Raw genomic sequence first — 15,794 nt, 5'->3', positions numbered from 1 at the left:
TACTCACAGTGGTTGATTGTCGAGTTGCAGTGGAGCCATCCGCAGGCAATCACCTGGTTTAACTTCTAAAAGCTGAGCGGTTTTCTTACTGATAATACAAGAGCTATGTAGTTCATTTATAATCACTTGACTGACTGTGGCACGAAAATCCAATTTAGTGTTAGAGAGAAGAAACCGTTTAGCACTCACTTCATCGCTGAGATTTTTAATCGTCATAATACGGCTTGTGGAGATTGTCTTTATTTGCGTACGAGGTGCCTCTAAGGTAGGTCCAGCATCAAATATATCAATGTAGTTGTTATAGCGAAAACCTTCATGAAGTAAAATACTCATCGCAGGGGCCGTCGATTGGTGCGGCTTGCCAATGACTGCTTGGGCTGTTGGTGCTAATAACTTAACATAGAGTGAGCCTCTGGGCATTAAGTCAGCAATGAATTGTTTATTGGTCGAAAGGGTTAAACGATCGGCTTCTGGAAAAGGCATATGGAAAAAATGGCGGCCTATATTGTCCCAAAAAGGGGAATGACCTGCATCATCAGATATACCGCGCATTTCCGCAATAACTGTAGGAGCAAATCGGGTTGGAAAGTGTGCCATAAATAAAAATCGGGCACGGGAAAGAAGTAAGCCGTTATGGCTGTGTCTGAAAGAAGGCTCTAAAAAAAGTGTGCAAATTTCACTCGATCCTTGGTAATCATTGACTAGATTTAAAATTTCGTAGTCACTACGGATATTTAATGATCGACAAATGCGAGTTCGTTTCGATAATTTATAAGAATAGAATGGGGCATCATGACCTATCGCCGATTCGATTGCAGAGGTTCCTACCACTCTTGCGGATTCTGGCTCTTCCAAAACAAATAAGTAATATTCATTGCTAGGGGAGTTTGCTGCTTTGTGAAAAGATTGACAAGACCAGTCAAGACGATTGTGCAGAAGGCCTTTGTCCTTCGGTAGCGTGGTCATTCCAATACCGCAATGCTCCGCTAATTGATAAATAGCATCTAAATCAGAAGTGCGAGCGCTGCGAAAAAGCATCATGCTTTAAGCTCCTCAAGCCCGCCATCTGCTAAATCCGTAAGCAATAATGTGCTTAACGCTGCGCGTTCTGTCATACTGTCAAGTAAAATAAATTCGTCCATGCTGTGAATATTTCCTCCGCGAACTCCCAGTGTATCAATGACTGGTAAACCATGCTGGGCGAGATTATTTCCATCACAACAACCACCACTATCCTGCCAATCAATTGATAAACCAAGCTCCCGCCCTGCCTTTTGGAGTCGTGCAAATAAACGTTCTGTAGCAGTACAAATCCGTTTAACAGGCCGACCAAATTGACAATGAAGTGTTAGCGAGTAACCTTCCCGTTTCATTTTATTGATAATCTCATCAAGCTGTTGCCTGACCCAGAATTCATCTTCAGGCTTGGTGATGCGAATATCTAATTTTGCAACGGCTTTATCTGGCACCACATTAAGTGCTCCTCCGCCAGCAATTTTGCCGATGTTAATCGTAACCCCATTCTTGCGTTCATTAAGCGCATTAATGGCTGTAATTGCTTCTGCTAAATAGCAGATTGCATTGCGACCTTCGGCAAAGGCACGGCCAACATGAGCAGGCCTCCCTGTAGCAATGAGGGTGGCTTTACCACTGCCTCGACGATTTTTGGCGAATGTTCCATTTGCAGTCATTGCAGGCTCATAGACTAAAGCAGCTTGATATTGGCTGGCTAATTCATCTAAAAGGGCCCTTGATGCTGGAGAGCCAATTTCTTCGTCTGAATTAATCAACACATCCCAGCCAAGATTTTTTTTCGTATGGATTTCTTCAAAACTGATAAGGGCGTGAAGAATCACCAGCAAACCACCCTTCATATCTGCTACTCCAGGTCCATTGAGCTGATTTTCATTGATATAAGTCAGCGTTTGGAAAGGGTGGTTTGCTCCGTAGACTGTATCCATGTGTCCGCTTAGCAGAATTCGACGTTTTAGTTCAGGGCGCTTGCGAATAAGAAGAGTATCGCCGCATTTTTGTATCGTGCTTTCACCATCCATATCCATAATGGTTATTGAAGGAAGTTTTAAAGTTTCGATTTTGTCGCCAAGGGGAGAAAATAAGGTCTGTAAACTTTGACACATCAGAGATAATCCTTGCAAATTATCAGTACCTGAATTGATTTCACACAGATGATGTAGCTGTGTAACCATGGTTTGTTTACGGTTGTTTAAAGAGAGAAGAACTTCCTTTGTCATCAGATTTATCACTTTAATTTACAAGGCAAAAGATGACATTAGCGGAAAATAGGAGGGTGCGCAATATTGCACTGTATTATCGCGCTGAGCGAACCCATTTTTGTTTATGTAATCGAAATTGTATCCATATGAAAAAGTCTCGTCATAAAGCAGACAGTCATATAAGCAGGACATTAAGCAAATTATCCGTTATTATTCTCCACTTTAGATAGCTTTATCCGGGAGAAGCTGTGCATCATCTCATTGAGAATACCCACTCAGAATGGCATCCCATATTGACGAATGCTTTACAACGAGTGGATAGTGATTACTTGCAGTTGTTACTACACAGTTCTGATTGGCTGCCAGGGGCTTCTTTATTATTTTCAGCGTTTAGCCTTCCATTAAGTCAAACAAAATACATTTTGTTCGGTGAGTCCCCTTATCCACGACCAGAATCAGCAAATGGTTACGCATTTTGGGATAGTGCTGTCCATGGTTTGTGGAGCAATACTGGATTTAGCAAAGAAGTGAATCGAGCTACTTCTTTACGAAATTGGCTAAAAATGTTGCTAATTTCTCGTGGTGATCTTATTAATGATTGCTCGCAAAGCGCAATCGCTGTGCTGGACAAGTCAAATTATTGTCGAACTGCTGAGGAGTTTTTTACCAATTTGATTGGAAAGGGATTTTTACTCCTGAATGCTTCGCTTGTCTACGAAGAAGGGAAAGTATCCTTCCATGCACGTCAATGGCGACCTTTTATGCATAGTCTGCTTATGCAGCTAGTTGAGAAAAAGGAGTCACTACAACTCATTCTGTTTGGCAAAATAGCGGAACAAATTCCTGAATCTCATTTTTTTTCTTGCTTAATTGCCGAGCATCCATACAATTTAAGTTTTATCACCAACCAAAAAGTGTTGGAATTTTTCAAACCATTAGATTTGCTTAATTGCCATGGATAAATCGACTATTGATCCCCAAGAAGTTGCCAAATTTGCTCAACATGCCGCGCATTGGTGGGATAAAGAGGGTCCCTTTAAAACTTTGCATGATATTAATCCCGCGCGACTTGAATTTATTGGAAGCCACTTTGACCTTGCGCAACATTCAGTTCTTGATGTAGGTTGCGGCGGGGGTATTTTATGTGAAGGAATGGCAGCCAAGAAAGCCCGGGTTACAGGCTTGGATGTGGAAGCTGAGGCTCTTCAAGCTGCAAAGGCACACGCAATAACAAGTGGATTAGCAATAAATTATGTCTGCTCTCCCGTGGAGGATTATGATGATGGCGTTTTCGATGCTGTTACCTGTATGGAAATGTTAGAACATGTCAGCGATCCGCAACTAGTCATTAATCATTGTGCCCGCTTATTGAAACCTGGAGGCTATCTTTTTTTATCCACGATTAATAGAACTCTGAAAGCCTATGCCACTGTCGTTATTGCAGCAGAATATGTGCTGGGATTACTTCCTAGACAAACCCATGATTTCGGAAAATTTATTAAACCCAGTGAATTATTAGCTATGACGAGAAAAGCCGGACTTGAATTCCGTAGTTTAACGGGGATGGCCTACAATCCCTTGAGCCGCACAGCTATACTCCAGGAATCTGTCGATGTAAATTATTTGATTTCTTGTTTCAAGCCAGAGTAATTACGATTACGAAAGACCTGAGTTAGCAGACGAATGGGGCATAATAGGTTTTATTCATTGGACATACATAAAAAAGCAGCTCAACAATTGTTCTTTTATCATTTCAAAATAAATTTATAAATAGGCAACTTCAGGGACGCTGCCTAATTGCTCTAAACATCTTTAACCATAAAGATTTTTCCTGGTAGGAGGCATTTGATTTAATCCTCAACCCTTTTTTTCGCCATACCGTTGCTGATAGCGTTGATGGGCATATTTCGCTTGTTCCTCAGTGACAATGTCAACTTCGTTGCCAAACAGATCTACACGGGCTGTATTTGCTTTTTGACAATTTAGATAGGCAGGCGATGAACTATAGTAGCTTAAAGCTTCCCGCAGTGCCTTTTTGCTGAAAGGCGGGGTATCCAACCGTTCATAAAAATCAATAATTTCATCAAATATGCCAATTTGTAGGGGTCTTACCTGACTGGCTTTTTTAAAAAAGGCGTTAGGAAAATGTTCCACTAACCAATCAATAATCTGCAGCTTGTCCTTTTTAGCGGTTTCACTCTGCTGAGTCATGCTTTTATACTCCGAAGCAATGGAATGCTGATTAAACTACCACAATTAATGCGTTTATCAAGGGTACTCGTAGATAAGTGTTTTAAAATTTACACCTGAAGCAAAATAAATGCTCATCCTGAGCGTAGCAAATAACCTTCGAATCTTGGCTCATTAATTTACCCTCATGCCTAATTCTTGTGTAAACCAGAATTTTAATTTAGCAATTTAACTTTTTTTTGCCTTAATGTCTTACTGTAGGCCAAGAAATTTCTCAATTTAAAGCGAGAAAATGATGTGAATAACCTGTGTACTATTCTGTTTGATTTGCTAACTTATTGAATTTTATAGATTAAATATTTTAATAAGAAAAGATCATTCCGTCTTGATACTGACATACTGTCTTGCAAAGCAACAACCTTGTTGCTAAATTTGAAACATGGCTTCAACGGACTTGGAGCCCTAACAAAGGGATTTGTAATCATAGGGAAATGATAGTCAGGGACGACGTCAGAACAGGATGTTCTGACGGAAGACTGCAAAAGCCAGGGTAGATCCCTGGCTTTACCTTTTATACAGTGGCAAATCCTGAATGGCTTAAATAGTAACGGTCAGGATAATAAGCAAAGACGACTGAGCCACCTTTTATTGTATTGATTACAGGTTTAGCTAAAGTTTGAGCAATAGAGGGACATCCCCAGCTACGGCCAGCACGACCTGCTTTTCGAATGAAATCGGGTTCTACATACCATGCGCCATGGATCACAACACGTCTGCTGTAGGCGTTGTCATTAAACCCACGTTCTAAACCTTGTAAGTTGAGTGAATAGCCTTTAGAGCCAATATAAGTATCACGGGTTACAAAAGTACCAAGACTTGTTGCCTTGCTGGAAGGTGCATTGGAGAAATGAGTAGGAACATCCATTCCAGAGTTTCTACCGTGAGCCACATAAGTATTATACAAGAGTCGTTCTCTACCAAGGTCAAAAACCCACATGCGCTGTTTATTAGAAGGTAAAGAATAATCAATGACAGTAAGAACCGGTTTTTTTACCGCACCCTTATCCGCTGCTTTTTTATAGGCAGTTAGTGCTAGCTTAAGAACTTTCTTGTTAAGCTGTGGCGCTTTTTGGCTTAAGTGTTGCACGTGTGTGTTAATGTCAAAGTTTCTCGCGGAAGGTAATGTATTATGTGTGAGCCCTGTAGAAAAAAAAGCCGCAGAGATTATGCTTAATAATGTACTCATAGCACTCCTTTTTTCTTGTTAAACGTAGGAAATAACGTCACAAACGATTGGTGATTATATTTACAAGTAAGGCAAATGTAAAATTACAAGAGGAATGATTGCTCACTGGGACAAAATATTATCCAAATTCAGGAGCTTATAAAATTGATATACCTTTATATTAGGGTAAATATTACACAAAAAGTCTGTAAAAAAATCTATCTTGTTTAATTCCCATCGATTTAACAGTATTAAAAAAATGCAATATTATCACAAATAGATCTGTTTTGGCTATCTTTTGACCAAATATTTTGCGATAATAGAGGCGCTTTAATCCTTTTAAGCAGCTAAAATTAGTTCTAATGCATTTCAATTCGAGATGTTCTGAATTATTATCCCTTGATATTTTTTGACCTGTTGGACTGGAGATTACTATGCTCGAGCGATACTCAGCACAATTGCCTCAAGATGCACGCGCACTGATAAATAATGCTTACCGCATTGATGAATTGACAATAGTAACTGAGCTTATAAAACAGGCTGAATTGGATAATGAGCAACTCATTGCTATTCGCAATAAAGCGACAGCCCTAGTGGAGCAAGTTCGATCTGAACGAAAAAAAAGCACAGGTATTGATTCCTTTTTAACAGAGTATTCTTTATCAAGTGATGAGGGTATCGCTTTAATGTGTTTGGCAGAGGCGTTGCTGCGTGTTCCAGATAATCCGACAATCGATAGCTTGATCAAAGATAAGCTGACGGCAGCGGATTGGAAAGCACATCGTGGTCAGAGTGACTCGTTTTTTGTTAATGCCACGACTTGGGCGTTGATGCTTACTGGAAAGGTGCTTACTCCTGAAAAAGCAGATTCAATGTTATCAAAAGCGTTATTTAAACTGCTTAATCGAAGCGGTGAATCTGTGGTGCGTAAAGCAGTGGATAAAGCAATGCGTATTATGAGTAAGCAATTCGTAACAGGGCGGACCATTGAAGAGGCGTTAGTGCGTGCTAAGAAAAAGGAAGCCATAGGCTATCGCTATTCTTATGACATGCTTGGCGAGGCTGCACTTACAACAATAGACGCTAAGCGCTATTTTAATGCTTATAAAGAAGCGATTGAAAAAATAGGGGCAAGTGTTGATAAGGATAGTAATGTTTATCAACGCCCAGGTATCTCAATTAAACTTTCTGCTTTGCATCCGCGCTATCAAGAAACACAAAAGGCAAGGGTAATGGAGGAGCTGCCGCCAAAATTACTTGAACTTGCCCAATTAGCTAAAAAATTTGATATAGCCCTAACCATCGATGCAGAAGAGTCTGAGCGATTGGACTTATCTCTTGATGTCATTGAGCGAGTATTCACTGATGACAGTTTACATGGCTGGCATGGCTTTGGAATGGCAGTACAGTCCTATCAAAAACGCGCGTTTTATTTATTGGATTGGGTTGCTGCACTGGCTAGAAGTAAGCAACGGCGAATGATGGTGCGTTTGATTAAAGGTGCTTATTGGGATAGCGAAATTAAAAAAACGCAAATGCTAGGACTTTCTGAATACCCTGTATTTACACGAAAAGTGTTCACCGATGTTTCATTTCAAGCTTGTGCTAAAAAACTGTTGACGATGACCGATGCAGTTTACCCTCAGTTTGCTACTCATAATGCCTACTCGGTCGCGATGATCCTCAATATCGTGGGCGATTATCGCGATTTTGAGTTTCAATGTTTACATGGTATGGGTAATGAGCTCTATGAACAAATTGTTCCCGCAAATCGTTTAGGCATCCCTTGCCGAATTTATGCACCAGTTGGATCGCATGAAGATTTATTACCTTACCTAGTTCGTCGTTTATTAGAAAACGGGGCTAACTCCTCTTTTGTAAACCGAATCGTTGATGAAAAGGCGCCAATAAGTACTTTGGTTGAGGATCCTGTTAGCAAAGCGACGCATTTGTTAGGTAAAATTAATCAAAATATTCCTTTGCCTGCATCCATCTTTATTCCAGGAAGAAAAAATTCAAGCGGATTTGATTTTTCTGATAGAAAAGCCGTGGCCAAATTGCAGCAAAGTTACACAGAAATGGATCTATCGCATTGGCTTGCTAAACCACTTTTAGCAGGTGGAAAGCAAGGTGGTGAAGTTGATCGTTCGGTGGTATCGCCACAAAAACCAGAACGTCCAATTGGCCGTGTTAGCGATTCAACTCGGCTGGATGTGGATTGGGCTTTATCCCAAGCTGAGCAAGCATTTCCTAAATGGAGTAGCAGGCCAGTTAATGAACGAATAGCGTGTATAGAGCGTTTTGCTAATCTTTTAGAAGAGAATATGCCCGAATTGCTTGCCATGGCTTGTCTTGAGGCTGGCAAAACATGGAATGATGGGGTCGCTGAAATTCGCGAGGCTGTCGATTTCTGCCGTTATTACGCGATGATGGCAGAAAAACTCATGGCCAAACCCATGAAGCTTCATGGGTACACCGGTGAATTAAATGAGCTTAGCCTACACGGACGAGGGGTGATTGCCTGTATAAGCCCTTGGAATTTTCCTTTGGCTATCTTTACAGGACAAGTTGTAGCAGCCCTAGTGACTGGTAACTGCGTGGTTGCTAAACCTGCTGAACAGACGCCTTTGATTGCTTGTTTCGCTGTGCAATTAATGCACAAAGCGGGCATACCGACTGACGTTGTACAATTGCTGCCCGGAAGTGGGGAAACAGTAGGCGCTGCTTTAGTTGCTGATTTGCGTGTGAAGGGAGTTCTATTCACAGGTTCAACACAGACAGCGGCGCTAATCAATAAAACGCTCGCAACGCGGGGTGGTGAAATTATTCCTTTAATCGCTGAGACGGGTGGGCAAAATGCAATGATTGTAGATTCATCTGCTTTGCTTGAGCAAGTTACCGTCGATGCCATCACTTCGGCATTTGGCAGTGCTGGCCAACGGTGCTCAGCTTTACGTGTTTTGTATGTACAGGAAGAAGTTTATCCTCGTATGGTTCACTTACTGAAAGGGGCAATGGCTGAGTTGCAGGTAGGGGATCCTCGTTGGCTATCTACTGATATCGGACCGGTGATTGATAATGATGCATTAGCTGGATTAAAAGCTCATGTTGCGGCGATGCGTCAAAAGTACGAAATCATTTATCAATGTGAGCTTCCGGAGGATTGTGAGTCGGGTTATTTCATGCCACCTACTGCAATCGCTATTGATAACATGTCGGCATTAGCTAAAGAAGTATTCGGACCTGTTCTGCACGTGATCAGCTATAAACGAAAACACCTTGATGAGGTGATTAAGCAGATCAATAACACAGGTTACGGTTTGACGCTGGGTATCCATAGCCGCATTAATCAAACCGTTCAATACATCAAAGAACATGTACATGCCGGTAACTGCTATGTTAATCGTAATATGATTGGTGCGGTCGTGGGTTTACAGCCTTTCGGTGGAGAAGGATTATCAGGTACTGGGCCGAAAGCAGGAGGACCCTATTACTTGCTCCGTCTATGCCATGAGCGGACTTATACAGTTGATACCACTGCGGCAGGTGGAAATGCGAGTCTAATGTCACTGCCTGAAGGATACTGACCGATTTCTGAGATGCCATAACGGGATGGGATTGGGTCGAGTCCAGGTGACTCGACCCACAAATTAATTGTCTATAATAAAAGAATTAATTAATATTTTCAGGAATCCCAACTTCTTAGCATGTTGCGATTAACGAACCGTTTGTTTATACAAGCCTTAGAGCTTTTCTTTAGGAATAAACTATATATTTTCCTACCATTCATTTGTTCGCTATTAAGTTTATTGGGAATAATCTTGATCAGCTATGATGTTCATTGGATCAATGTATCTAATGAATCAGATATTTACACTATAACTCCTCAATATTATTGGTACTTACAAATTGCCATTTTCCTCATTCTCCTGCTGATTATTATTGGCATTAATACGTTGAGCAGTGCAGTGCTTGTTTATATGGCAAGTTTTAATTTAAAAGGAAACACAATTTCCTTGAAAGAAGCATTGCAGCAGTGTTGGTTGCAGCGAAATGCTTTATTATCCTGGGGAATTTTTTTTGTTTGTGCTGGGTTTATTTTATCCTTAATCTCACGTATCGGAAAAGCGGATAGATTCATTTTATCGGCCGCCAGTGCCGGATGGCATGTTCTGGTCTATTTAATAATGCCCTATATTATTCTTGAAAAATTATCACCCAGTGCCGCTTTCGAAAAATCAACTCAGTCATTTGTAAAAACCGCAGTTTTTCAGGTGAATGTTTTATTCTTGTTGGGCTTATATCTCGCCCCTCTAACGATTCCTCTCTATTTAGCCCAAAAAGTAATGCCTTTAGGTTATCAGGAGATCTTCCACGATATTTTATTCTACGGTTTTATTTTTCTAGGGTTGGTGTGGTTAATTTGGGGAAACGCGGTTAATTCGATATTGAAAACAGCCTATTATTTAAAAATAAACGGCCAAAATGACTTATTATTTTTAAAGGATGAAGATGTAGAAAAAATCATTCAACAATAATAAGTCTGAAATCTTGTTCTAAACGCTGTGAGTTATATTCGAAAATCACAAGCACATTTACATATCTTCCCAATAGAGCCTATTATTATAATAATCAAACTGCGTTAACGATTAGCGAGTTGTGTTAATAGGCGTGTAAACGAATAAAGGTCAGATAAAATGAAATCATTTTTTTTGAACTCCTTGGCGTATTTAATCAACATATTAAGAATCTTTATTCTTATTTTTGTTTTCTTGTTACTTATCGCATTTGTTTCGCAGTTTGTTGAAGATATAGCACAGTACCCAACGTTGTTAAAAGTAAATAGAATGGAGCATCTACTGAGTGGGCCATTGATTGACCAAATCAAGATGGCTATGCCACATCGATATCAGGGTACCGATTACAGTAGAATTGTGCTTATTATTCTGATGCTTATTGTAAGCCATTTTTGTGTTATGGCCCGTTCTAGACTGAAAGGATTTGCTCACCGAATTCATGAGAAAGAAACATATCATAAGTGGCGCGATCAGGTGAAGACTGTTGTATCAAAAGAAAAAATGCATGAAATTGATAGTAAATTTGAAGCTCTCAGCACAAGCAAAGCAAGTGATAGGAAAAAAATTCTTAAGGAATTCGCTACATTAAAGAGCAAATTAGATAGCATGGGGCAACAGCTTGCATTTCTTGCGATTGATGTCGTTGACTCAACTGGGATGAAGCGAGACGAGGATAAATATATTGCCGCTTATGATTTCGACTGTTATAACCAACTTGCTCATACTGCCTTGAAAGAAAACGGTGTCGTGAAATATGCCATGACACCTGACGGGATTATGAGTTGTTTTCGTACGGTGGATGATGCTGTTCGGGCAGCACAGACGTTATTGGATAGGCTAAAAATCTTTAATGCAACTGAAAAGAAAATAAAGCGAGATTTTCAGATTCGCTGTGGTATTAATGCTGGTTTCGTCTATTTTGATGAAGAGATGCCTCTTGAGCAAGTCAGTGATCGGGTGATTGATATCGCTGGTCATATGCAAAAATACGCTAAACCCAACTCTATTAATATCGCTGCTTCAGCTATAGAACCATTAAAAAACCGCGGTGGTTTTAGTGAGACGAATGACGTGATTGATGAACAAAAAGTATTTGAATGGATTCCAAGTAAGTAAACGTAGACAAGAGAGAGGAATTGAAGTTATTGTTTTAAGAGAGAATAGCGATAAGGATTGTTATGATGAAAAAAAAGGATAGAATAATTAATGCAGCCATATCTGCATTCCTTGCAATGGTAGCAGCCCAAGTTGTTGCAGCTGATAACAATAGTCAAGATCAGGCGTCCCAGAATACAGAAAAATGCTATGGGGTTGTTAAAGCTGGGATGAATGATTGTGCAACAGCAACTTCTTCTTGTGCCGGTTCTTCCACTAAAGATAATCAAGCTGACGCTTTTGTTTTTGTTCCTAAAGGACTATGCGAAAAACTCGTAGGCGGCAGTTTAACGGCAGGAACAGAAAAAAAATCATAAAATTATCTAACCTTACATGGAGTACTTTATGATTAGGAACCTCACGCGCTTATTTCTGGCAGCATTATTCATTTTACCTGTATCTTGTCTGCATGCTGAACCAGAAACATTAACTCTTGATCCGCAACATAGCTATGTTTTATGGCGAATTGAACACTTAGGTTTCTCTACTCAAGCGGGCAAGTGGTATGTCAATGGCACACTGACTCTTGACAAGGAGAACCCGCAAAATAGTAAAGTAAATGTTACTATTAATCTGGCTGATATTATAACTGGGATACCGAACCTTGATAAACATTTGAAAGGTCCTCTTTTCTTTGATGTCGCAAAATATCCGACGGCTACCTTTGTATCAAAGAAAATAGAGGTGCTCAGTAATAATACAGCCAAAGTTCAGGGTATGTTGACGCTACATGGGGTCACTAAGGCTGTTTCATTAGATGTAACGCTAAATAAAGTGGGCAAAAACCCAATTACCGACAAAAATACAGCCGGTTTTACTGCCTCTACTACGATTAAGCGATCTAACTTTGGCATTAAGACCTTACTTCCACAAGTTGGCGACGAAGTTAAAATTGATATTGGTGCTGAAGCATATAAACCATAAAGGCTTTATTTTGGAAACATGGAGGGGTTTGCATGAAAATTTATGCCAGTAAGGGAGTTTTGTATGTGTTATTGCTATTGGTGCCGATCTTTGGTAGGGCTGCTTCGCCTGCGTGGCAAATCGATCCAAGTCAAAGTACTCTCTCTTTTACTGCAACACAAAATGGGGCACCTGTAACAGGGAAATTTAAGACATTTACAGGTGAAATCGCAGTCGATCCAGCTAATTATCAAACAAGCAATGTCCATATCGTTATTGATATTAATTCAATTAGTACAGATTATAGCGATGTAAGAGATATTTTGTTCACACCAGATTGGTTCAATGTAAAAATGTTTCCTAAAGCCGAGTTTAAATCAACTAGTTTTAATAAAATTGGAAACAATACTTACCAAGCAAACGGTAACCTTACAATTCGTGATAAAACTGTGCCTGTTACGCTTACTTTTACTACAGAACAACCGTCACCGGATACTGGAGTTGTAATGGGAAGCACTGTCTTAAAGCGAAGCGCTTTTGGGGTCGGGCAAGGTGAGTGGGCAGATACTGATCAAGTCAAAGATGATGTTAAGGTTGATTTTAAAGTTGTTGCCAAAAAGAAACCATAAAAATCTGTTTAAAAACAAAAATCTTACTCCAACCTTTCTCTATTCTATAGTTCCGAGAGAGTAGTGTGTGAAATACATTTTAAGAATGCCTACAAACCATGAAACGTCAGAATGGAGTCCTATGCTTCTTTTACAATTTGCAGAATCGAAATTCATTGCCTATGCTTTAAACTCAAGGGAAAAATTCAGAATAACTCAAATAGGGGAGAATAATATGGATAGATCAAGCCTATTTAGGATTATCATAGCTGTTATGTTTTGCTGTTTGGTAGTCGTTGGGTTTGCTCATACAAAGGATGTTTTTGCACAAGCGGCTGTGGCTGATAAATTCGGTAGCATTAATCAACACCATTTGATGCATTAATATTGTTTCGCCACTTAATAGTTGGGGTGACTGAAGTTAACTCAACCACTTCAAAATAATGTGAATTGCATGAGTAAGAGCCTAGGCCCTTACTCAACTTGCGAAGTACTGTTCCTAGCATGCATATCGCCTACCAAGAGATTCTATATGTTTTTTATTTATTGCAATGTACTTAGTTGCTCAAATCTTGATTCATGATCAAAATCTTTAGCTTTTGTTTTATGATAAATGGCTGCACCAATTAAGAGCAGGGCAGCAAACGCAATGATACCCGCAGCTAATGGAGATAAGAAACCTATGCCTACGCTGAGCAGTCCACCAACTACCCCTACGATTAGCTCGGATTTTGCAATTCTATCATAATATCTTTTACGCTCAGGAGCATTGAACAAAGTGGGTTGTTGCTTGTTACTAGAAAAATATGACGTCACATTACTCCATACGTCTCTAACTGCTGGTTTTACTTCTTCCCTAATCGTTCGTACTAATGGCCGGGCTTCTTGTTTTAAATGGTGTAATGTTTCTTGCATTGAAGACCGGAGTCTTGATTTAAATTGCTCAGATTGTTCTAGTTGACGACGTATAAGAACCTCATGCGCATGAGCAAACTGCATGAGCGTGCGTGGATCATTTTCCTCGTCAATTTGATCTTCAAATTGATAATAAAGGGAAATTCCGTCGCCAATTTCCTGATAGGATATGCGCTCTAAAGGTAAACTGGCATCTTCAATGGCAACATAGTTTAAGCGGTATTCAGTGGATTCAAATGGGATTTGCTCTAATTGTTCCTTTAGCGCTTGGCTAGTACCTAAGGTATCCTTTATAAAAATCTTTATAGTACGCATCTCTGTTCCTCGAAATACTTTAATTAAAAACTTATCATAGCGCCGATATGGGGCTAAGATAGCACAATATGGACAGGGTTCTAGAATCTAATTAGAGCTCATTAGGTTTTTTTACGACGTCTAGCAGCTCTAGTATTAGCGCTGCAATTATAATGGTCTTGTTCTAAAAAGCAAACATTTTGAATTAATGAGAATCATTGAATACATTAGAGATTACGACTCTTGCTGATTGCTTCCATGAAGATCAAACGCTTCTGAATCAATGTCATGTTCACGATCAAATACCTCTTCGTGCTTTTTCGCCAAAAACCAAGGGAGAACAACAAAAAGGACTAGTCCGCCTACTAGGAAAGCCTCAAAAAAGAAGAGGTTACCTACAGGAATTTGTGTTGGGGGCACAAAACCAATCAGCATGGCAGTGAGACAACATAAGATACCTATGCCTGCAACCAACCACATCATTTTATTTCCTCCAGGTACGGTGTAGCTGCGATGTTTGTTTGGCTGGCTATAACGCAATTTTATTGCAGCAGAAAACATGAAAACATACACTAATAAAGCCATTTGTGCACTTAGGTCGCTGAGGAGCCAGTAGGCTGCGTTGATGGAATCCAATAAAATAAAAACCGAACTGAGCAAAGTGAATATAATTCCTTGTGCAATTAAAATAGCAACTGGGGCGCCGTGGCGATTTACTTTAGCTAAACGTTCCGGCAATGAACCGTCACGCGCTGCAACCAACAAGCCTTTGGTAGGTCCAATAATCCATGCTGATACCCCGCTTACTCCGCCAAGAATAATCAGGATCGCAATAATTTTAGTCAACCAAGGTATCTGATAGTTATTAAAAAATACGGCATAAGCATCAATCAATCCAGAAACAACACTTAATTCCTTATTAGGAACGACAATGACAATTGCAAGTGAGCCTAATACAAGGGTGGCAAAAATAAGGATAGTGGAATATAGAATGGCTCTTGGATAATCTCTTTGAGGGTTTTTAACTTCCTCAGCATGCACAGCAGACATTTCCATGCCAAGCAATCCAAATAAAACCGCGGCAAAAAGCGATAAATTACCAATCGAACTAAAGTCAGGAATCCAGGCTGAAGGCATATCCGCAGGAAGCGGCTTCCCTTGAAAAAGCCAAAGCGCACCTAAAATGCTCACGAGGACCATTGGTAAAATAGTACCAAAAGTTGCGCCAATGATGCTGACAATACTGGATACTTTCATGCCAAAACAGTTTAGCAAAGTAAAAATCCAGAACAAACCTAGCACAGTAATCAGTAAATAGAATTTATTATTAGCCAGCTGCGGGGCGAAAAGGTAAGACAAAGTGGCTGCAATAAAGGCTAGAATCGTGGGATACCAAACGACATTATAAATCCATTGTAACCAAATAGTGATAAAACCAGCACGCCGCCCAAAAGCTTCACGAACCCAAACATAAAGCCCTCCTGTGTTGGGATAAGCTGTTGCTAATTCGGCTGCTACAAGAGCAACAGGAATAAAAAAAGTAACAGCAGCGATCAAATAATAGGAAACTAATGGTAAACCGAGCTTTGCACTGATGGGTAAGGTGCGCAGGCTATCAACTGCAATGACGTTGATCATGACTAAGGAAAAGACAGACAAGACTTTTTTAGACGGGTGCATGCAAAGTCCTTAA

Annotated in this window: 15 protein-coding genes; 9 read left to right on the top strand and 6 right to left on the bottom strand. The window is 40.0% G+C overall.

The window, feature by feature from the left end; all coding sequences use genetic code 11:
- Positions 1 to 3 precede the first annotated feature (3 nt).
- Both LMI_RS08780 and LMI_RS08775 read right to left on the bottom strand, forming a co-directional pair.
- Complete coding sequence (locus LMI_RS08780; RefSeq protein ID WP_045099468.1) at positions 4 to 1,041, bottom strand: arginine N-succinyltransferase; 1,038 nt, start codon at positions 1,039 to 1,041, stop codon at positions 4 to 6.
- Entirely contained in the window at positions 1,038 to 2,252 is a 1,215-nt protein-coding gene (locus tag LMI_RS08775; protein ID WP_074454223.1) for a hydrolase, read from the bottom strand. The genes LMI_RS08780 and LMI_RS08775 overlap by 4 nt, the downstream gene beginning before the upstream one ends.
- A 230-nt stretch (positions 2,253 to 2,482) precedes the next feature.
- On the opposite strand from LMI_RS08775, the gene LMI_RS08770 reads away from it, so the two are divergent.
- Positions 2,483 to 3,196, top strand: a complete 714-nt coding sequence (locus tag LMI_RS08770) for a uracil-DNA glycosylase family protein (protein WP_045099467.1) — start codon at positions 2,483 to 2,485, stop codon at positions 3,194 to 3,196.
- Entirely contained in the window at positions 3,189 to 3,884 is a 696-nt protein-coding gene (gene ubiG / locus LMI_RS08765) for a bifunctional 2-polyprenyl-6-hydroxyphenol methylase/3-demethylubiquinol 3-O-methyltransferase UbiG (protein ID WP_102010550.1), read from the top strand. The genes LMI_RS08770 and ubiG overlap by 8 nt, the downstream gene beginning before the upstream one ends.
- 207 nt (positions 3,885 to 4,091) lie before the next feature.
- On the opposite strand, the gene LMI_RS08760 is transcribed toward ubiG, so the two are convergent.
- On the bottom strand, positions 4,092 to 4,445 hold the full coding sequence (locus tag LMI_RS08760; RefSeq protein ID WP_045099465.1) for a ProQ/FINO family protein: 354 nt from the start codon (positions 4,443 to 4,445) through the stop codon (positions 4,092 to 4,094).
- 550 nt (positions 4,446 to 4,995) lie between these two features.
- A complete protein-coding gene (locus LMI_RS08755; protein WP_045099464.1) occupies positions 4,996 to 5,670 on the bottom strand; it encodes a murein L,D-transpeptidase catalytic domain family protein in 675 nt (224 codons plus the stop codon).
- A gap of 413 nt (positions 5,671 to 6,083) precedes the next feature.
- Here LMI_RS08755 and putA point away from each other — a divergent pair, with 413 nt between their 5' ends.
- The 7 genes from putA (at position 6,084) to LMI_RS15340 (ending at position 13,277) form a co-directional block, all read left to right on the top strand.
- A complete protein-coding gene (gene putA / locus LMI_RS08750) occupies positions 6,084 to 9,236 on the top strand; it encodes a bifunctional proline dehydrogenase/L-glutamate gamma-semialdehyde dehydrogenase PutA (protein WP_045099463.1) in 3,153 nt (1,050 codons plus the stop codon).
- A gap of 234 nt (positions 9,237 to 9,470) precedes the next feature.
- Positions 9,471 to 10,187, top strand: coding sequence for a hypothetical protein (locus LMI_RS08745; RefSeq protein ID WP_143000997.1), 717 nt, complete (start codon positions 9,471 to 9,473; stop codon positions 10,185 to 10,187).
- A gap of 159 nt (positions 10,188 to 10,346) precedes the next feature.
- On the top strand, positions 10,347 to 11,342 hold the full coding sequence (locus LMI_RS14910; RefSeq protein ID WP_052679503.1) for an adenylate/guanylate cyclase domain-containing protein: 996 nt from the start codon (positions 10,347 to 10,349) through the stop codon (positions 11,340 to 11,342).
- Between the two features lie 65 nt (positions 11,343 to 11,407).
- Positions 11,408 to 11,698, top strand: coding sequence for a BufA1 family periplasmic bufferin-type metallophore (locus LMI_RS08735; protein WP_045099461.1), 291 nt, complete (start codon positions 11,408 to 11,410; stop codon positions 11,696 to 11,698).
- Between the two features lie 31 nt (positions 11,699 to 11,729).
- Positions 11,730 to 12,305 carry a YceI family protein gene (locus tag LMI_RS08730; protein ID WP_052679618.1) on the top strand — a complete coding sequence of 192 codons (576 nt, stop codon included), beginning with the start codon at positions 11,730 to 11,732 and terminating at the stop codon, positions 12,303 to 12,305.
- Positions 12,306 to 12,337: 32 nt separating this feature from the next.
- Positions 12,338 to 12,913 (top strand): YceI family protein, encoded by a 576-nt coding sequence (locus LMI_RS08725; RefSeq protein ID WP_045099459.1) that lies wholly within the window; start codon positions 12,338 to 12,340, stop codon positions 12,911 to 12,913.
- Positions 12,914 to 13,127: 214 nt separating this feature from the next.
- Positions 13,128 to 13,277: a hypothetical protein gene (locus LMI_RS15340; RefSeq protein ID WP_153280302.1), complete on the top strand. Its 150-nt coding sequence runs from the start codon at positions 13,128 to 13,130 to the stop codon at positions 13,275 to 13,277.
- 158 nt (positions 13,278 to 13,435) lie between these two features.
- Here LMI_RS15340 and LMI_RS08715 read toward each other — a convergent pair whose 3' ends face one another.
- Positions 13,436 to 14,122: a hypothetical protein gene (locus LMI_RS08715; protein ID WP_045099457.1), complete on the bottom strand. Its 687-nt coding sequence runs from the start codon at positions 14,120 to 14,122 to the stop codon at positions 13,436 to 13,438.
- 213 nt (positions 14,123 to 14,335) lie between these two features.
- The gene (locus tag LMI_RS08710; protein ID WP_082050728.1) at positions 14,336 to 15,781 is read right to left on the bottom strand and encodes an APC family permease; all 1,446 of its coding nucleotides are present in this window, start codon (positions 15,779 to 15,781) and stop codon (positions 14,336 to 14,338) included.
- Between the last annotated feature and the right edge of the window lie 13 nt (positions 15,782 to 15,794).

Source organism: Legionella micdadei, from assembly GCF_000953635.1.
Taxonomy (GTDB): domain Bacteria; phylum Pseudomonadota; class Gammaproteobacteria; order Legionellales; family Legionellaceae; genus Tatlockia; species Tatlockia micdadei.
The sequence above is the reverse complement of the archived record's forward strand: the minus strand, read 5'-3'. Positions and strand labels throughout refer to the sequence as shown.